At 42.1% G+C, this 18,745-nt stretch carries 15 protein-coding genes; all 15 read right to left on the bottom strand.

Annotated features, from left to right (window positions below; all coding sequences use genetic code 11):
• Positions 1-16: 16 nt before the first annotated feature.
• The 15 genes from EXY25_RS18600 to EXY25_RS19025 all read right to left on the bottom strand — a co-directional run bounded on the left by EXY25_RS18600 (position 17) and on the right by EXY25_RS19025 (position 18,060).
• Positions 17-904 carry a glycosyltransferase gene (locus tag EXY25_RS18600; RefSeq protein ID WP_130567957.1) on the bottom strand — a complete coding sequence of 296 codons (888 nt, stop codon included), beginning with the start codon at positions 902-904 and terminating at the stop codon, positions 17-19.
• Entirely contained in the window at positions 898-1,704 is an 807-nt protein-coding gene (locus EXY25_RS18595) for a hypothetical protein (protein WP_130567956.1), read from the bottom strand. The genes EXY25_RS18600 and EXY25_RS18595 overlap by 7 nt, the downstream gene beginning before the upstream one ends.
• Positions 1,701-3,317 carry a hypothetical protein gene (locus EXY25_RS18590; RefSeq protein WP_130567955.1) on the bottom strand — a complete coding sequence of 539 codons (1,617 nt, stop codon included), beginning with the start codon at positions 3,315-3,317 and terminating at the stop codon, positions 1,701-1,703. The genes EXY25_RS18595 and EXY25_RS18590 overlap by 4 nt, the downstream gene beginning before the upstream one ends.
• Before the next feature lie 161 nt (positions 3,318-3,478).
• Positions 3,479-4,798 carry a lipopolysaccharide biosynthesis protein gene (locus EXY25_RS18585; protein ID WP_165419420.1) on the bottom strand — a complete coding sequence of 440 codons (1,320 nt, stop codon included), beginning with the start codon at positions 4,796-4,798 and terminating at the stop codon, positions 3,479-3,481.
• A 164-nt stretch (positions 4,799-4,962) separates the two neighbouring features.
• Positions 4,963-6,093, bottom strand: a complete 1,131-nt coding sequence (gene rffA, locus EXY25_RS18580) for a dTDP-4-amino-4,6-dideoxygalactose transaminase (protein ID WP_130567953.1) — start codon at positions 6,091-6,093, stop codon at positions 4,963-4,965.
• Positions 6,080-6,790 (bottom strand): GNAT family N-acetyltransferase, encoded by a 711-nt coding sequence (locus EXY25_RS18575; protein ID WP_130567952.1) that lies wholly within the window; start codon positions 6,788-6,790, stop codon positions 6,080-6,082. The genes rffA and EXY25_RS18575 overlap by 14 nt, the downstream gene beginning before the upstream one ends.
• Complete coding sequence (gene rfbA, locus EXY25_RS18570) at positions 6,787-7,647, bottom strand: glucose-1-phosphate thymidylyltransferase RfbA (RefSeq protein WP_130567951.1); 861 nt, start codon at positions 7,645-7,647, stop codon at positions 6,787-6,789. Before rfbA ends, EXY25_RS18575 begins: the two co-directional genes overlap by 4 nt.
• Complete coding sequence (gene rfbB, locus EXY25_RS18565) at positions 7,647-8,705, bottom strand: dTDP-glucose 4,6-dehydratase (protein ID WP_130567950.1); 1,059 nt, start codon at positions 8,703-8,705, stop codon at positions 7,647-7,649. The genes rfbA and rfbB overlap by 1 nt, the downstream gene beginning before the upstream one ends.
• The gene (wecC, locus tag EXY25_RS18560; protein ID WP_130567949.1) at positions 8,706-9,965 is read right to left on the bottom strand and encodes a UDP-N-acetyl-D-mannosamine dehydrogenase; all 1,260 of its coding nucleotides are present in this window, start codon (positions 9,963-9,965) and stop codon (positions 8,706-8,708) included.
• Between the two features lie 65 nt (positions 9,966-10,030).
• Positions 10,031-11,158 (bottom strand): non-hydrolyzing UDP-N-acetylglucosamine 2-epimerase, encoded by a 1,128-nt coding sequence (gene wecB, locus EXY25_RS18555; RefSeq protein WP_130567948.1) that lies wholly within the window; start codon positions 11,156-11,158, stop codon positions 10,031-10,033.
• A 56-nt stretch (positions 11,159-11,214) separates the two neighbouring features.
• Entirely contained in the window at positions 11,215-12,276 is a 1,062-nt protein-coding gene (gene wecA, locus EXY25_RS18550) for a UDP-N-acetylglucosamine--undecaprenyl-phosphate N-acetylglucosaminephosphotransferase (protein ID WP_130567947.1), read from the bottom strand.
• Between the two features lie 13 nt (positions 12,277-12,289).
• Positions 12,290-13,285, bottom strand: a complete 996-nt coding sequence (locus tag EXY25_RS18545) for a Wzz/FepE/Etk N-terminal domain-containing protein (protein ID WP_130567971.1) — start codon at positions 13,283-13,285, stop codon at positions 12,290-12,292.
• Positions 13,286-13,751: 466 nt separating this feature from the next.
• A complete protein-coding gene (locus tag EXY25_RS18540; RefSeq protein ID WP_130567946.1) occupies positions 13,752-16,520 on the bottom strand; it encodes an SLBB domain-containing protein in 2,769 nt (922 codons plus the stop codon).
• 341 nt (positions 16,521-16,861) lie between these two features.
• The gene (rfaH, locus tag EXY25_RS18535) at positions 16,862-17,371 is read right to left on the bottom strand and encodes a transcription/translation regulatory transformer protein RfaH (protein WP_165419419.1); all 510 of its coding nucleotides are present in this window, start codon (positions 17,369-17,371) and stop codon (positions 16,862-16,864) included.
• A 350-nt stretch (positions 17,372-17,721) separates the two neighbouring features.
• Positions 17,722-18,060, bottom strand: a complete 339-nt coding sequence (locus tag EXY25_RS19025) for an endonuclease domain-containing protein (RefSeq protein WP_207232192.1) — start codon at positions 18,058-18,060, stop codon at positions 17,722-17,724.
• Positions 18,061-18,745 lie beyond the last annotated feature (685 nt).

Below are 18,745 nucleotides of genomic sequence, written 5' to 3'. Positions count from 1 at the left end.
TTTCCGAGACAACTATCTATACATGAAAGCCGATCTTGGCCAATAGGTTATGTACTTTTTTAGCGATCTTCTTAACTAATGGGCTACTATCTACGATCTTTCTCAAAATAGGATTTTTCTTTACTCCAGATCCTAAAACGACACCTTCGCTCAGTCTTTCTTTTCGACTCAAACACAGCTCAAAACCCCGAGAGATATAGTAGCGGTATGCCTTATCAAACTTACTTAGTGCGCCACTAGAGAGGGAAATAGCAGCATCATTAGTACCGATATTCTTACCATATTCAGGTAGGCTACCCCATAGTTCCGTTTCATTAGTAGGGTGTGGTGGTACATAGGTGTTTATCCCAGCCTTTTGAAGCATATATGAAAAGTGTATATCTTCACCTGATGTTCGGCTAAACTCTTTAGGCGGTAATTCACTCCAAAACTGTGCTAAGTGTTCGCGCCTGAAGAACCAAGCATGACCCACAATATCAACTTGAACAGTTTCTTCATTTGGGTTGGCCCAACCATATTCCTTGTATGGGTTGTAGCGTTTTTTACTTAAGTACTGAAGACCTCGAGTGCCCAGTAGTCCGTCATGAGTTTCCATCGTCTTGACACAATTCTCGAACCACCTGGCTCCAGGAATTGTATCATCGTCAAGAACACATATATAATCCACATCAGCGTTTAATGCATATGCAAACCTAGACCAAACACCAAGGTTTTCCGAACACTCCGCAAGTATTACTCTACTCTTTAAAGATTCGTTGATGCTCTGGCCTCTATTATGCCAAAGATATACTTCTACAGGTTTAATGCTTTGGTTTTCTATTGCATCTAACTGAAGAGATAAATACTCAGTTCTCTTAAAAGCGTTAAGGACGACGGCAATCCTAACTTCATTTAACTCTACCATTTAATTTTGTAACCTCTTTTTCGCCTTAGAAAGTAGCTAGAAAATTTAGAATTGGATGACTTATGATACTCTCGAACATTATTATCAAGAGATAGAAGGTCATTTATTGAGGTTCCAATATCTAAAAATGTTATATCACTTCTTTCTCGATACAACTTATAGCCCAAAATTTTTGATAGTGATGAGGCAGAAGATAGAACCAGAGCCCCCTTTTCAGCTTCAAGCAATTCATTATAAATACTATCAATTGTATTATTATAGGTACCAAAGAAATTGTCAGGAACATTTATATGCTTCGCATGTTCGATAGTTTCTATCGGGTTAGCTCGATAGTTAGCTACCAAGTATAGATCCTTAAACTCTTTTAGAACGGGAACCAATTTCGTACGATATAATGCATAGTTTGAATTTAGTAACAAATCAGAGAATGTTATACAGGAATCAAATCCACCATTAAGTCGTAACATAAACTCGCGATCAATCAATGCATTATTATGAGAAGATGGAATGCCCTTATAGAAATTCGCACCTCTAAACATGGCAGATTCTAGTAAGTCACGACGTATATTTCCATGAAGGCTTGGATCAAACATTTTCGCATCATATTTGGGATAGTTGTTCCTAAAGACTCTACCTCGAAAGTGAGTTACCCCCCCACTTATCTCTAAAAATCTATTACGAAGTATTTCTATTTCACCGTCACTAAACCTTACGAACGTAAAAGGTTTCTTAATAGATAACATCTTTATAATGCTATGCAGGTGTTCGGTAGCGTCTGGTATATTTGATGAACCTATCACTCTAGATTACCCTTCAACTCTTCAGTATAAATTATAGAGTTCAGTTCGTTCTTAATGCTTTCAAACCTTTCAGGGCTAACTCTTCCTAACTGCGGAAAATCCTTACTAACTAGCGAACCAAAGCACTCTTCAAATGAAGATACGTACGTATAAAACCCTATAGTCTCGTCGTCATCAAAGTCATATTGCTCGATAAATCGATCTATGTGCATTACCCCAAAAGACCCAAGGAGACTTAATGGCCTTTCACATCGTCTAATGTGAGGAAAGTCAGTTTCAACTGTTTCCTTTAGATAATTTTCATTGTCAGAAAAAGAAATGTAACTAGAGGAGTTATTATTCATCCAATGAAGCATTGCGTTTAGAACAATCCCATCTAGTGCTTGAAGAATTATCTTTTTATCATCAAAGACATATGCGAATCTATGACTTTTACCAATCTCGAAAAGAATATCTCTCAATCTGTATTCTGTCTTATAAACAGCATCTAAACAGACAATCTCAATCAATGATGTATTTATTGAAGCTATTAACTCGCTAAGCTCATCTTTGCTAAACAAATTAGTTATTACATAAATCTTTGAACAAGCCTTTGGTAGATGTTTACTTGCCTGTGACAATGCAAGTTCCAAAGACCCCTTATTATCACTTTCATGAAAAACTATACAGCAAAAATCTAGCGCGTTTATAACTAATCCTTTCTTCGGATAGTTAAAATCCCGAGGTTCCAAAAATCTAACATACTGTCTTTCGTCTCCGTGGTTCAGGTAGGATTTTAAAGCGCAACCTATATCTATTTCATGCTCACCAACTATACCCAGTGATCCATGATTTCCACACGAAACATCTACGCTGTTCTCACTTGTAAATATTGGTCTTTCGGAATACTTCCGGAGTCTATACTCAATGCCGAAGACTCGCCGTTCTGCAAAAGGAAAAACCCTATAAAGAAACGGAACGAATTTTGTTCTTAATAGCCATGTGGAGAACAAAGATATGTTTCTACCCAAATAATCAAAATTCGCTTTAGGAAAAAAAGGCCAATCATCTATTTTTTTACCATAATTTGATTTGATAAAACCAGTTAGATACTCACCGAACTTCAAAACGTGTTGTAACTGGTCCTTTGTACCAGCCAAATTATCTAAGGGGTAACCAGTGTCAATATCGCTATTGTATCTGATATACAAATACTCTTTAGGCAAAGAATTGTATGAGATGAGCTGATTGCTTCCTTGAGAATCTTGAGAAAGAAGCACCGGCATAGTTATGATAAGAGAATCATTTGATTCTGCGTAGTTGATAGCAAGTTCAAGCGAGCGTAGATTAGAAAAAACTTTTTTTACATAATTGTCTACTCTTGAAGAAGTTTCTTTATTATTTTCTTTATAAGAAGCATAGCTCTTCGTCACCGTATCATCTAAGAACCGGCATTCCTTTGGTTGGTATACATTACTAATCAATTCTAAAAAATCTGAATTTGTAGCGTGCCAAATAAACACTGGATTGTCGTTTTCAGATAATGAGTATTGAAGCTCTATAAAACCACTCCAAAAACGATTAAGGTGATATTTTGATATCTCACCAGACAAAGAAATTATTGTCCTACTCATGCCATTCAACCATTATATTTAGCCTATAGTTATCATACCTAAAAATCTAAAAATATTTGCAAGACAAAATATATATCTAGCTTAGCATCACGAAAAGTTACCTCTCTCCAAACCTTATGAATTAGAAGTCATGCTATATATGTAAAGTCATAAAACTAATTCTAGGAAGATTTTTTAAGGACATACTTGACCTGTAAAGGCATAAATATCGTCACAAGCACAAGACTAAAACATGTTGCCAGTATCACTCCGCTAATTCCCATAGCATGTACTTTTACAAAATATATTGACAGAGGAATGTTGACAGCGGCACCTATCGATGTGAGAAAAACCTGCAGTTTCAACTTTCCAATGGCATTCAAAAAACTCATATTTAAATCGCCATAGATTCTCATCGCAACAAAAACTATGAAGATCTGTATTAGAATATCCGGGATAGCAACAATTTCACCAATCCATAGTTCTAATACATATCCGATCCAAAAATAGGAGCTAGATACCAATAATATTATTACAAGATAAATGTAGTGTAGTTTTTTCATTGTGCGACTTATCCAAGCAAAGTCGCGCTTTATATACGCATCCATATACAACGAACTGAGAGGAGCTGAAGTGACATACCACATTATCAAAAATGCTTGATAGAATTTATTTACAATACTATAGTTAGTTACTTCTGCTGGCCCCAACAGTGAAGATATAATCATATTATCAGTTGCAAATATAACTATCGCACACAGTTGAATAATAAAGAACTCTAGGCCGACTCCTGTTATACGCTTTACCTCTTTTTTATCGAAATCTGATCGGTTTGGCACCAACTGCTTTCGGTCTTTAAAGAAACTGTAGCTGAAATATAGACTAACCACTATGTTAGAGAAACCGTAGGCTAGAGAGATTGCAATCAGAGAGGAATCAAAAAAATAAGGTAATAGTACTAAAAGTAATAAAACAATCGCTTGATTAATGACCGTACTAAAAGTAACTATTGCTGATTTATGTACAGAAAAAAGCAGCTGTTTATACAAGCTTATAATAAAGTTGCTTAAAAAAAATGCAACATTCAATGCCACAAGAACCTTTAAATAATTTTCGCTAAATAGTGATGAATTTATAACACTTTGAACTGGCGCTAATAAAATTATCAGAGCAAGAGCAGAAAAAAATATAACGGAAATTACTGATATAATTATATAAGCTGTTGCAATTAGCTTCTTTGCGGTCTCATCATCACCTTTTGCAATTGCTTCTGTTAGCCATATTTTTAATCCATTTCCTATTCCAACGTCGAAAGTATATATCCAAGAAAGGACAGAAAATATGGTCATCCACACACCATATTTTTCATATCCCAAATAATTGAGAAGTACAGGAACGGTGAGATAGCTAACTATAATTCCAGAAAATTTAAACACTACTCCCATCGATACATTTGAGGCCAATATTTTATTTCTATTTAATTCTTGGATATTATCTTTCAAGCTACATCCTATTCTCATCCCACTTATAGTAATCACCGTTTCTTCCGAAAATCAAGTATACTAAGACTTATATAGAAATAATAATAAATACGTTCTCGGTGACAAATTCAGAAAGGAATAGTTAATAAATTAGGAATAATGTGATTTATTATATATGGGTTTTTCTAGATAAAAAAATCTCTTATACACTGGCACACGAAGTCAACATCCGCTTCTGGTAAATTATAATACATAGGTAGTCTAAGCAGACGCTCGGATTCTTTCGTAGTGAATTTATCTTCACCTAGGAAAGAACCGAATTCCATGCCTGCGGGGCTAGTATGAAGTGGTATATAGTGGAACGAAGATATAACCTCCCTCCCCTTTAGAAAGCTAATGAGCTCAGTCCTCATATCTATATCTTTCAACTTAATGTAAAACATATGCGCATTTGGTTGCGCTTTTGATGGGATATATTGAATCTCTATTAAACCATGTTCCTCTAACACTTTGAGATTATTAGCATATCGAGTCCAAAGATCTATTCGTTTATTATTAATGACCTCGGCTTGCTCAAGCTGGGCATTTAGATATGCAGCCTGCAAATCAGACATTAAAAAGCTAGACCCAATATCTCGCCATGTATACTTATCTACCTGCCCTCTACAAAAACGGCTTCTGTCAGTACCTTTTTCGCGTATGACCTCTGCCCGCTCTATCAGCTCGTCATCATTCACCAATAGCGCTCCGCCTTCTCCACCTGATGTATAATTTTTAGTACCATGGAAGCTATAACAGCCCAAGTGGCCTATGGTTCCAAGAGCTGTGCCGCCGTACCTTGACATCACACCTTGAGCGGCATCCTCTATAACCCATAGTCTATATTTTGCAGCGATCGACATGATCTCATCCATATCGCACCCTACGCCAGCATAGTGTACCGGAACGATCGCTTTAGTATTTTTGTTGACGGCTAACTCAATCAAGCTTTCATCCATGTTCATGGTATCCGGACGGATGTCTACAAATACAACTCTTGCGCCCCTTAGCACAAATGCATTGGCCGTAGACACAAAGGTATAGGACGGCATTATGACTTCGTCCCCTGGCCTTATGTCGATCAATATAGCCGCCATTTCTAATGCAGCAGTACAAGAAGGTGTCAGCAATGCTAAAGGCGTATCGAAGTTACTTTCAATCCATCTCTTACACGACTCGGTGAAAGGGCCATCACCGCACAGCTTATTGCTTTTTATAGCATCAGTAATCGAAGCTAATTCTGTCCCAACGACAGGAGGTCTATTAAATGGAATCATTTCTATAAAACCAGTAATTTGTACTTCTTAGCTTAAAATCCAGCTTTGAATAGAAGTTTATGGCGTTAGTATTCTCGATTTGTGTTGCAACAAGGAGGTTGGCAGGCGAAAAGATATCATGTAGTGTCAGGATTAGATTTTTAGCAACACCTAATCCTTGATACTTTGGATACACCCCAAGCAGTCCGATTCGCACATCTAAATTCGAAATTTTCCTCGCTGTAATAAACCCAGCGACCTCACCCGTTATGTCCCGACATACTAGAAAATCAGTATCGAACTGTTTTGAGAATGCATTTTCAATCCACTTATCGTAGAACTTATCTCTCTCTTTTCTACAAAAATAAGGTGCTGAAAATCTAGAGTCTTCGTATAGAAATCCAACTCTATTAACCATTGAGTCAACGTCACTCTCAGACGCAGAGGTAATAGGCAAGAAGTTATTCACTCGCTTATTTATGGCACTCAAATTGCGCGAAGATACAAAAAAATCCATATCTCCCTTATGAAAGTGAAAACCTTCCGAATGTAAATAGTCAATAGTATCTATGTCGCTGGCTCTAACTTTTGCACACAGGAGCTTTCCTCCTTTTGGCAGATATTCTAAGGACTCACCTTCGTTCGTTATTTGGTATATAGGCCTAGAAAAAAATTCTGATTCCCATGAATTAATAGCAAATAGCGGAGGGTGACTCATTGAAGAATACTCATTAGGTATTCGCCATATGAATTTTTCCTCAGTGTTTCAGCACGCTCGATTACCTGTTCTTGAGTTAACCACCCTGCTTTATAAGCGATCTCTTCGAGACACGCGACTTTCAAGCCTTGGCGATGTTCAAGGGTCTGAACAAATGATGATGCTTCAAGGAGAGAGTCATGAGTCCCCGTATCTAGCCATGCGAAACCACGCCCCAATAGTTCTACGTTGAGTTTTTTCTCAGCTAAATACCTTTGGTTTATCGAAGTTATCTCTAGCTCTTGTCTTTCCGACGGCTGAACTTCTTTAGCAAATTGAATAACATCATTGTCGTAGAAGTACAGACCAGTTACCGCCCACTTAGATTTTGGATCATCAGGCTTTTCTTCAAGTGAGATAACCTTAAAATCCTCGTCAAACTCGACAACACCAAATCGACTTGGATCACCTACTTGATAGCCAAATATGGTTGCACCGCCAGTCTTAGCGGCAGTTTTTAGCTTTTCTACAAATCCTTGACCATAAAATACGTTGTCTCCCAGAACAAGACAAACTGAATCGGATCCAATAAATTCTTCACCAAGAATAAATGCTTGCGCTAAACCATCTGGATTTTGCTGAACTGCGTATTCTATTTTTATTCCAAAGCTTGAACCATCCCCAAGAAGCCGTTCAAAACCATACCTATCCTCTGGTGTAGTTATAATAAGGATATCGCGAATTCCTGCCAGCATAAGCACTGATAACGGATAATAAATCATCGGTTTATCGAAGATTGGAAGCAACTGTTTTGAAACACCTTGAGTTATAGGATATAAGCGCGTTCCAGACCCTCCCGCAAGCACTATTCCCTTCATCAGCCAGCCCCTAATCTTTCGCGCTGATACGTGCCATCCTGGACCCTACAGCACCAATCTAAATTCTGTAAAAACCATGAAACTGTTTTTCGAATACCACTTTCGAAAGTTTCTTCTGGCTTCCATCCTAGTTCCTTGTATATCTTCGACGCATCTATGGCATAGCGAAGATCATGACCCGGTCGATCTTGCACATGTACAATCAAGTCTTCAAACCTCTCTAGGCCTTTAGGCTTTGGAGCCAACTCTTCTAGAAGCTTACAAATTGTCTTTACGACTTCTATGTTTTGCTTCTCATTGTGCCCACCAATGTTGTAGGTTTCGCCGACTATTCCGGTTTTTATAACTCTGTATAGTGCTCGAGCATGATCCTCTACAAACAGCCAATCTCGTATTTGATTTCCTTTTCCATATACTGGTAACTTCTTACCTTCAATAGCATTTAAGATAATCAAAGGAATTAGTTTTTCGGGAAAATGATAAGGTCCGTAATTGTTAGAGCAGTTAGTAATAATTATCGACAAACCGTACGTTCTACCCCAAGCCCTCACAAGGTGATCCGAACTTGCTTTGCTTGCCGAATATGGTGAGCTTGGTGCATATGATGTGCTTTCAGTGAAAAGCTCCTCTAAATCTTCCAAATCACCATATACTTCATCAGTACTTACATGATGAAACCTAAACGCCTTTTGTTTTTCTTCTGGCTGTTCTTGCAAATAAGCTCTACAGACCTCGAGTAACGAATAAGTACCAATTATATTTGTTTCAATAAATGCAGAAGGTCCCTCAATAGATCGATCGACATGACTCTCAGCAGCTAGGTGCATCACCGCATCCGGATGATGAGTATTGAATACGCGCTCTAGTTCAACTTTATCGCATATATCGACTTGCTCAAATTGATATCGCTTACTTTGACTAATTTCACTAAGATTGTCTAAGTTTCCCGCGTAAGTCAGCTTGTCAACATTTACAACACTATCCTTAGTATCATTAATGAGATGCCGAACCACTGCAGAGCCAATAAAGCCAGCGCCTCCGGTAACCAGGATCTTCATTTACCAAATACCTTTAGTGTCAATAACATAGGAGTCATTAATCCGTATCTTTTTAAACTGTGTATGGTCTACCAACATTACATGAATATCTGTTTTACATAGAGATTCATCAATTGTTGCCAACTTGAGTCGATCAACATTAATTTTTTCTACGTTTGGCTCAATCGCTAAAACTTCGCCAGCGTGGTCGCTAGCGATTGTTTTCGCTATATTCAAGGCTGGACTCTCTCTGAGGTCATCAATGTCAGGTTTGAATGTTAATCCATAGCAAGCAATGGTTATGTCTTGTACTGTTCTCTCTGGGTTGTCCTGTAAAAAGTCAGCAATCGCAATTTTGACTTTATCGATAACCCATTCAGGCTTGAGGTCGTTCACCTTTCTTGCCGTATGAATTAGCGCTGCCTTACTAGGAGTTTTAGAAACGATAAACCAAGGGTCGACAGCAATACAGTGACCTCCAACTCCAGGACCAGGTTGCAAAATATCTACCCTAGGATGCCTATTAGCCAACGCTATAAGCTCCCAGACATTGATATCGAGATCATCACAAATCATTGATAGCTCATTTGCGAACGCTATCTGTACGTCACGTGAAGAATTTTCTGTAAGCTTAGCCATCTCTGCAGTACGAGCGTTAGTAACTACACATTCGCCCATAACAAACGTTCTGTATAGCTCTACCGAACGCTCTGAACAACGCTTAGTAATTCCCCCAATGACTCGATCATTTTGAACCAGTTCAGTCACCACCTTGCCAGGAAGAACTCGCTCCGGACAATGGGCTACGTTGATGTCGGCGGTTTCTCCCACTTGATGAGGAAACGTGAAATCACTTCTATGCTCAGCCAGCCATTCTGCAAGCAACTCTGTTGTACCAACAGGGGAAGTCGACTCCAAAATTACCAAGTCGCCTTTCTTCAGTACAGGAGCAATTGCAGCTGCAGCTGCTTGGATATAACTTAAATCGGGTTCGGGTATGCCCTCTTCGCTACTTGATTTGAAAGGTGTTGGTACTGCAATCAAAAACGCGTCAGCAGGCTCTGGAGTGGTAACAGCTTTTAAGTGACCTTGCTGAACAGCAGCACTCACTAACATGTCTAAGTCAGGCTCAACTATATGAATTTCACCCCGATTGATGGTTTCTACCGCTAGAGTGTCGACATCAACCCCAACCACTTTCTTCTTTCTAGAAGCAAACATAGCTGCAGTTGGGAGACCTATGTACCCAAGCCCAATCACTGAAATCGTTTCAAATGACATTAACACTTTCTCTATTTTGGATGTTTCGAATTACCTATTCCAGATGTTCTGGTAAGGTTTAGCCCCTATGAGCCGAGCAACGAACTTATAATTCTCTCGCAAGCTGATCCATCGCCATATGGATTGTGCGCGAAGCTCATATTTTTATATGACTCCTCGTTCAACAAGAGCTCTGTAATGCTTTCGGTTATCTTGTTTACACTCGTTCCAACCAGCTTAACAGTTCCAGCTGCTACTGCTTCGGGCCGCTCTGTAGTATCACGCATCACCAAAACAGGCTTACCCAAAGAGGGGGCCTCTTCTTGAATACCACCCGAATCTGTTAGAATAATGTGAGAACGATTCATCAAATATATAAAGGGGAGGTACTGCTGGGGCTCAATAAGAATGATATTCTCAATATCGCCCAAGATTCGATTCACCGGCTCACGTACGTTGGGATTTAAATGCATTGGATACAAAATTTGTATTTCGGGATGCAGTTTCGCGGTTTTAGCTAGTGCTTCACATATACGCTCGAACCCTCCACCAAAGCTCTCACGCCTGTGGCCAGTAACCAAAATTAGCTTTTTTTTATCATCAAGAAACGGGAACTGAGATGCTATTTCACCTTTTAGCGCTTCGTCATTATCTATCTTACGCTTGACCATTAATAAGGAATCAATAACTGTATTCCCTGTTACAAAAATATTTTTCTGGTCCAAATTTTCCTTGATAAGATTTTTCTTCGATAATTCAGTTGGCGCAAAATGAAATTTAGCAAGAGCACCTGTTAACTTCCGATTAGCTTCTTCTGGCCATGGCGAATATATATCGCCTGTTCGCAATCCTGCTTCAACATGCCCTACTGGGATTTGTTCATAATAGGCAGCAAGCGAAGCTGCGAATGTTGTAGCAGTATCTCCATGAACCAGAACGACGTCGGGCTTGAATTGTTGTAGAACCTTCTTAAGTTCTAGTAGGATGCGGGCTGTGATGTCATTTAGTGTTTGCCCAGCCTTCATAAGATCCAGATCGAAATCTGGAAAGATCTCAAACAACTCAAGAACTTGATCCAGCATTTCACGATGTTGTGCTGTCACACACACTTTTGAATCAAATCGATCGTCATCTCCTAGAATATGTACAAGCGGGGCCATTTTTATTGCTTCAGGTCGTGTACCGAAGACTGTTAATACTTTTTTAGGATTCATATAATTAGCGCTAGATTAATAAAATTTTTAAAGTATTTCTTTGAAAAAATAGTACTTCATTGCTCATGTGTCACATTGTGCCGAATAAAGCTAACAATCCTCCATATATGCTGCAAGCTATAGCAATAAAGAACAAACACACCTAAGAAGCCAACGAACATCAACCAATCTGATGCATTAAGAAGTTCACCGACTATACCTACACCAGCCAAAACAACGGCTAATATGGTTATTATTAGTAATGACTGGCGTGCGCTAAACCCTGCTCGCATAAATATATGGTGGAGATGATCTCTGTCCGGTTTAAAGGGGGATTGCCCTTTCTTCATTCTGCGATACATGATGGCAGCCATATCCATTAGCGGCATTGCGATCACCCAAAGTGCTGTGACAGGTCTAAACGCTGCGTTGTCTCCTTGTGATCCAGTTGCAAGCAACCACACCACTGACAAACCAATGAACATGCTACCGGCATCGCCCATAAATATTTTTTTAAAACGACCACCGGGTAAACCTAAGTTAAAGAGCAGATAAGGGAATGTCGCGGTAGCAATCATCAATGGGAATGTCGCTAGTTGCTTATCGCTATTAAACAGAAACAACAAGGCAAGCGATGTGAATGTGGTGATGCTCAAGGATCCAACCAGCCCATCAATACCATCCACCATGTTAAATGCGTTAATAGCGCCTAACATGGCTAAATAGGTAAATGGAATTCCCAGCCAACCTAGGTTAATACCGCCAAACCCGATCAAGTCGCCCAAGTCAGCGATATAAGCGTTGACGCCAAAGATCATCAGGCTGGCAATCAACATTTGGCCAACCAAACGTACCCGCACACTTAGATCATATTTGTCATCCAGCACACCAATAAACACCATCATCGCCGAGGCGATGATGTAAATACGCAGTTCTGAGGAGTGGGGCAACCAAAGCACGGAGGCGATGAGTACGCCAATAAAAGTCGATATACCACCCACCAAGGGAATATGGCCGACATGGTTTTTACGTTCGTTGGGTTTGTCCACCAAGCCCACTTGCTCGGCAAGTGGTTTAAGTATTTTAATACTTAAAAAAGAACATAAGAATGCGGTAAACAGCGACAGCGTGATATCCATGACGAACTCCCTGTTATGCCTTCACGTTCGAACGAGTAGATAGACTTTGTTCCACGCCAGCATCCTCTTCGGCTTTATCAGAACGGGCAAAATGTCGAATCAAAACAACCATCACCCCGAGCATCCCACCGAGTATAGTGCCCAATACACAAATTAGCGCACGTTTGGGCTTGGCTTTTTGTTCTGGAACAACTGCTGGGTCAACGGTCTTGAATACATACTCTTCCCTGACCTCGGCGAGCATCACTGTTTTGGTCTGTTCTTCAATTAACTGGTAGAACACAGTTTGCATATCGGCCACTGAGGTTTTTTCAAGCTGTGTTTCCAAGTATGCAATGCTACGTTTGGCTTCATCGGTTTCTAAAGTTTTAAGGTGCTGGTTGATATCTTTGATAAGCAAATCGACCCATTGTTTAGCAACTGTCGGGGATAGATGTTCAACGGAGATAGTAACAAACGACGTCACTTTATCCTGTTGAACAGAGAGAATGCTGGAAAATGTTTGAAATGCTTGCCAAGCCGACGGCTGGGGTATTTGAGGGGGTTCTACTTGTCTCAACCAAGTTTGCGTTTGTATATCGTAAATTTCAGGGTCTATTGAAAGCTCTCCACTAAGGCGATCCCAGGATTTAGCTGCCATTAACGGCACAAGTAGATCATGACGTTCTATAAAGCTCTGAATAAAAGCGCGGGATTTTAAAACTTCAATAGCCAGCCCTGTCTTATCTTCACCACCGCCGACACCTAGGTTAACACCAGCTAAGCTTGCTAATCCGCCAAACTGCCCAGCCAAAGCGCGCAAACCACCAGCGCCGCCAGCACTTTCGGCGGGTGCAAGCAACGCATCTGCTTTATAGATGTTGGGCTTGCTAATGGCGAATGCCACTGCGCCAATGGCAAAGATGGCTGTGATGACGATGATTAGCAGTTTGCCGCGCCAAATTACGTTCCACAGCTCGCGCAGGTCTATTTCATCGTCCGCTGGTTGTTGCATGTAGGGCATTGGCATATAGCCAGGGTATTGGCCTGCATATGGCTGATTGCCATTGTTAAATTGTGCTGCACCTGATTGGAATGGCGGCGACTGCTCTTGCCCGTTTGGAAGGGAAGTTGTCGCTGAAGAATGCGCAGGTGTTGTTTTGTTGCTTGGCATATAAATATCTGCTCAGTTTTATGTGCTGTTTATGTGCGTAATAAATTAGTTTTTTTGGGGGAGGGCAAAAGCAACCGCCCCCTCATCCTAGCCTTCTCCCTCGAGGGGAGAAGGGATTAAACATTTAAAGCTAGGAGCGAATACCCCTTACCCTAGCCCTCTCTGGCTTTATTGAGAGGGAAAAGAATGGGAAGGAGCGAAAAGCCCCCCTCATCCCAGCCTTCTCCCGCGAGGGGAGAAGGGGTTAAACATTTAAAGCTAGGAGCACCCCCCCCTCACCCTAACCCTCTCCCCTTGGAGAGGGGGGCTTAAAACAAATACGTTATAACGATGCGACTGCGGCTACGGCTACCCCTGTCTGGTACAAGATCTGGGTGATGTTGGTCCAAAGCGTCAGGTTGTCCATGTACTCTACGTCTAATGGCACTACGATGGTGTCACCCGGTGCCAATTGCACTGAACTGCTACCACTGAACCAGAATGATTTCTCAGGGATCATCACCGAGCCGTTGGCTCGAATCACGTATATACGGTCATCATCTGCTTGTTTCTTCAAACCACCGCTACGTGCGATATAGTCATCTACCGTCAATCGGCCATCATACAAATGGGTAATAGGCAGCTGAACTTGCCCTAATACATTCAAAGAGTTTCTAAACGCAGGCACCACCAACTCATCACCCGGCTCTAAAGCAATATTGAATGCGCTATTCCCTTCCATCAATGCAGGAATATCAACCACCATACGGCCAACCGGTTCGATAGTCGTAATATCGTTCAGTAGCTGCTGAAGTTGATCATAGTCAACAAGCTGCCCTTGACCAGAACCGCTACGCAAGCTCATTCCAGCCAACTCGGTTCTCAAATCTGATGCGATCTTGGTGAGAAATTTACTTTCCTGCTCTCGCACTGATGCACGAGTAAACACGCTACCATCGATGTGGGCATACTCAGTAAAGCCGCCTGCGCGCTTAATCACATCCATCATGGTCTCGCCGCGGCGGATCACATAGGTCCCGGGAAATACCACCTCGCCACGCAATACCACTTTCATCTCTTCTTGGTAATCAGGTAGATGATGAATATTGATGCGGTCTTTGCTCTGTAAAATATGATCCTGTGCATCATCGCCGCTAAGAGCTTGCTGCACATTAAATGACAGATGTTCGATACTGACCCTGAAATCGTTTTCAACGCGGTTACGTGCCAATTCAGCTGTTAGGGTGAATGCCGATTCACTTAAACCACCAGCGGCTGTCACTATGTCTGAAATACGGCCATTGGCGGGCAAAGGATAAACACCTGGATTTTTAACCGCGCCATCCACTTCAACTAGCTGTATAGGGGCCCCAGAGCGGCCTTGTGCCTGCAACTGATTGACGATAGGTAGGAGCAAGCGCTTGCGTGAATATTCATGGGCATCCTGATATGACAGCGTATTTCTATCCGCCTGCCCCGCCACCATCTGCTGTAGGCTTGATTCTTGGATCCCCATACTGGAAAGCTTGGTTTGGATCTCGTCTTCCAGCTCTTGCCCTTGCAAGCTGCCATCAACCCCCAAAAACGCCACCAAATATTCCCGCCAGAACTTGTTACTTTCAACGCGTTCTTCAAGTAACAACGAGCGGCGCTTTTGCAGTTGTTGGGGCGTACCCGCGAGATCTGACAGAGTCGTTGCTGCTGAGGACTTACGCTCGTAACGGCTAAACAGCACGATGGTATCTCTGGAAGAGAGCAGATAGTCTTGCTCGCCAGCTTTGCCACTCAGCACATCACCAGGGGAAAACTGCAGCACTTCGATATCACCGCGCACATTAAGTTCACGCACCACAAGGCCATAATCCAGATCCGCATAAGACATCAAGTCTGACGTACGGCTCTTTATCAGCGCTGAAATACGCATGTTTTCACTCCAGGCGTAGAGGCCTGGGCGAGTCACTGCGCCCATCAAGGTAATTGAGCTGTCAAAGGATGAAGAGGCAGACAGCACACGAAGGAAGTCACCATCTTGCACCTTGCGCTTTAGATCGCTGTCATTGGTCAGATCAAGGTTATATGGCTTACGCAACTTAGAGCTGTCAATACGCTCTAAAACGCTCTGTCTAGGATAAGCACCGGATTTAAATCCACCCGCAACAGTAATCAAGTCGCCAATGGTTTCACTGCCTTTGATCTCGTATATCGCAGGGCGCCGCACTTCACCGTCAACGCTAACGGTATCCCCTACCGGCGGAATAAACACCACATCACCAGACTGCAGACGCACATCACTGCTGGTATCACCTTTAGTCAATAGGTCATAAAGATCTAAGGTTGCTACTGTCTGACCTGCACGTTTGAGTTGGATATTACGCAAGGAGCCGATCTCATTGATGCCGCCATTGACAAACAACGCATGAGTCATGGTCGATAAAGCACTGACTGTATAGGCTCCGGGTTTGTGCGCTTCACCGAGCACAAACACCTGTATAGAACGCAATTCACCTAAAGTGACATTAACGTTGACACCAATGGTTTGGCGCTTAACTTCCTCTTTAACGAACTTCTTTAATTCGCTATAGGTAAGGCCCGCGACTTTTACTGGGCCTAACGAAGGAAAATCGATTGTTCCTTCGCGGGTCACACTGAATTCATGCTCAGCATCCTGCTTGCCATAAAGCTGGATATTAACCTTATCGCCAGGGCCGATAATATAATTACCCGGAACCAAGCTCATGTTCGCTGGGGCAAACGTCGAAGGACTACCAGCGAATAAGTCATAGCCAAATGGCTTCAGCGTGTCATCATCTTCTTCGTCAACAGCGGCACTGCTTTCCAACTCAACGGGCTCAATAGGATTGCCCTGCTCGTCAAACTGCGTACCTCGAGGGTAAACCAACGGCTGCTGCGCTTGAGTTTGTGCACTTCGTGAACCACCGTTGAGCTGATTTATATCAACACCATACTGCTTAGCCAACGCCTGTTGTTGTGCTTTAGGAAGACGTTTGAACTGTTCTATTTGAGCCTGTGAGGGGCTTGCAGCGACAGTCGGAAATACAACGCAGCTAATGACAGCAAAAAGGAAAGTACTGAATATCTTACTTTTTATCATGGTTTAAGGCGTTCCAGCTCGACGAACTCGTCAATAGTATTGATATAGCAACGAAGCGCTAACTTCAGTTCCTTTGATTGGTGAAAGTTTACTACAGCTTACTGAGTATTGTTAAGGTCAAAGGTAGTTATTTCAGGCACGCTACCGCCCTTGGGTTACGGCCCCCAAATCGCCTTAACAAATTGAATTTTATATATTTAGGCTCACATTCCTGAGCAATTGCGCGCAACCAACTCATTGTGACCGCGCGCATTCTACAACAAACCCGTCGCCGTATACCAATCGATGTCAATTTATATGACAGTTGATTTATCCGCTAAACGCGTCACGTTCTTAGCACTTCATTGTTTCTGCAGATGAATATTCTCAACGGATACTCGTTGCTGTTTACCAAGCAGATCAATCAGCACAAATGCCCGTTGTTCACCATCTTCGAGCTGATACAGCGCATCCAACCCTTTCAAGCTGCCATCAGTGATTACTACTTTATCTCCGGACTGCGGCGCACTGGCGTCGATCTGCGCAACCATTTCCCCGCAGCGTTGTTTTATTTCATCAATTAACTGATCTGGCACGCTCGACAAATGGTTACCAAAACGGACGACAGCACTGACTCCGCGTGTCGATTGGATAGTTGTTAGCGCAATGAGCTGAGGATTGAAACGAGCGAAAATATAACCGGGGAAGAGTGCTTCAGAAGCTGCGGTGCGTTTACCACGGGAGATTTTAGTTACGGTGATTTTAGGGAAATAGGCCTCAACGAGCTGCAACTCTAGGTTGTCAACAGCACGCTGCTCTTGCCGAGCTTTTACCTTTAGCAGAAACCAATTTTCCAACTGAACAGACGACAAACAAAACTCCTTGGCTTGCGGATCACTGCACCTATCAATAGAAAGCCGATGTAACTATAGGCGCTTTTGGAAAAAAATGAGCCGCTCTTCCCTGTTGCCGCGGAGTTTAACAAGAGTTTTGACCTCGGTCGAGATATTGCACGCTTTGCTACTTAAGAATTTACCGAATTATCTCTGATATTTCATTTTGATAGGAGCAACGCTGCTGCGTGGTGCTCATCAGGCGGCTGTCACTATTTTGTCCTGAAGAGTACGATTACCGAAAATTAGCAAAGGGCATTAAAGTCACTTTACCCTTGTTGGAGAGAATTGAGGAGGAAGGGCTCAGATTGAAGATAGGAGGCAATAAGTTACATATCTAATTGCGCATTAATCACTTCTAGCACACCTTGTAAATTTTCGATCACCTCATTGTTCCAGAAACGTATCACATGAAAACCCAGCCTCTGTAAATAGGCTGTTCTGACCTCATCATAGTTGGCCTGCGATATATGTTGGCTTCCATCAAGCTCCACAATGAGGTGACGTTCTAGACAAACGAAGTCAACAATGTAAGAGCCTAAAGGAACCTGACGACGAAATTTGCAACCTTGTATTTGCCTTGCACGAAGCTTTGACCAAAGTTGCTTTTCGACGTCAGTTCGAGCTTTTCTTAGTGCGCGAGCTTTTACATGTAATGGTGAAGAGATGATTCCATCCTTGGAGTATTTCTAACCGTCGCCTGAGTATAGCCGTTTGTAGTAGCACTGATGACGACTTCTCACACCATGGCAGAAGTCGAAAACAAAGGAGTTAGCGTAGAGTAAAGAGCAAAAGTCCCCTCACCCCGGCCCTCTCCCCTTGGAGAGGGAGCAAAAGAGCAACGAGAGACACCGTAGAAGGCAGAGAGTCCTGTGCAACCGGAACATAGGTAACATTTTAAACCGGCAACATGGGTTACACCTTTTCAAAGGTTGAGCAACGCCATTCGGTCAGTTGCTCAATTTTCATTGTCTCTTTGGATAATTTTGGCACGGGGTACTCCCCTAAGAGCAGGCAAAATTCGTTCGTCGTTGCCTTGTCTGTTTACCTCTTCTCCCTTGGGGAGAAGATTGAGATGAGGGGACTTTTGCTGTTGCCACTACATACTGGTGGTATCGGCAAATACTAACCTTGATGTCTCTACGCCACCGATAATACTGATTCTAGTATCAAATACCCCTCACCCCAGCCCTTGTATCTGTCTTGGGTTACTGATTAGCTATCAGTAACCCACCAAGGCTCAGTGAGTATGTCCCTAACCCGAGTGCGTTGACACTGTGGGAGAGATGATGCCCTGAGTCTTTTTCTCTAACACTGGATGGTATCCAAGCGCCCGCTTAGCGGTGATGCTGC

The organism is Corallincola spongiicola (assembly GCF_004284785.1).
In the GTDB taxonomy this organism is placed as follows: domain Bacteria; phylum Pseudomonadota; class Gammaproteobacteria; order Enterobacterales; family Neiellaceae; genus Corallincola; species Corallincola holothuriorum.
The sequence above is the reverse complement of the archived record's forward strand: the minus strand, read 5'-3'. Positions and strand labels throughout refer to the sequence as shown.

Excerpts from the sequence above, each read along its gene's own strand:
- EXY25_RS18600 (WP_130567957.1), bottom strand. The coding sequence starts at position 904 with ATGGTAGAGTTAAATGAAGTTAGGATTGCCGTCGTCCTTAACGCTTTT.
- EXY25_RS18545 (WP_130567971.1), bottom strand. The coding sequence starts at position 13,285 with ATGCCAATGCCCTACATGCAACAACCAGCGGACGATGAAATAGACCTG.
- wecC (WP_130567949.1), bottom strand. The coding sequence starts at position 9,965 with ATGTCATTTGAAACGATTTCAGTGATTGGGCTTGGGTACATAGGTCTC.
- EXY25_RS18590 (WP_130567955.1), bottom strand. The coding sequence starts at position 3,317 with ATGAGTAGGACAATAATTTCTTTGTCTGGTGAGATATCAAAATATCAC.
- wecA (WP_130567947.1), bottom strand. The coding sequence starts at position 12,276 with ATGGATATCACGCTGTCGCTGTTTACCGCATTCTTATGTTCTTTTTTA.
- EXY25_RS18575 (WP_130567952.1), bottom strand. The coding sequence starts at position 6,790 with ATGAGTCACCCTCCGCTATTTGCTATTAATTCATGGGAATCAGAATTT.
- rfbA (WP_130567951.1), bottom strand. The coding sequence starts at position 7,647 with ATGAAGGGAATAGTGCTTGCGGGAGGGTCTGGAACGCGCTTATATCCT.
- wecB (WP_130567948.1), bottom strand. The coding sequence starts at position 11,158 with ATGAATCCTAAAAAAGTATTAACAGTCTTCGGTACACGACCTGAAGCA.
- rffA (WP_130567953.1), bottom strand. The coding sequence starts at position 6,093 with ATGATTCCATTTAATAGACCTCCTGTCGTTGGGACAGAATTAGCTTCG.
- rfbB (WP_130567950.1), bottom strand. The coding sequence starts at position 8,705 with ATGAAGATCCTGGTTACCGGAGGCGCTGGCTTTATTGGCTCTGCAGTG.
- EXY25_RS18540 (WP_130567946.1), bottom strand. The coding sequence starts at position 16,520 with ATGATAAAAAGTAAGATATTCAGTACTTTCCTTTTTGCTGTCATTAGC.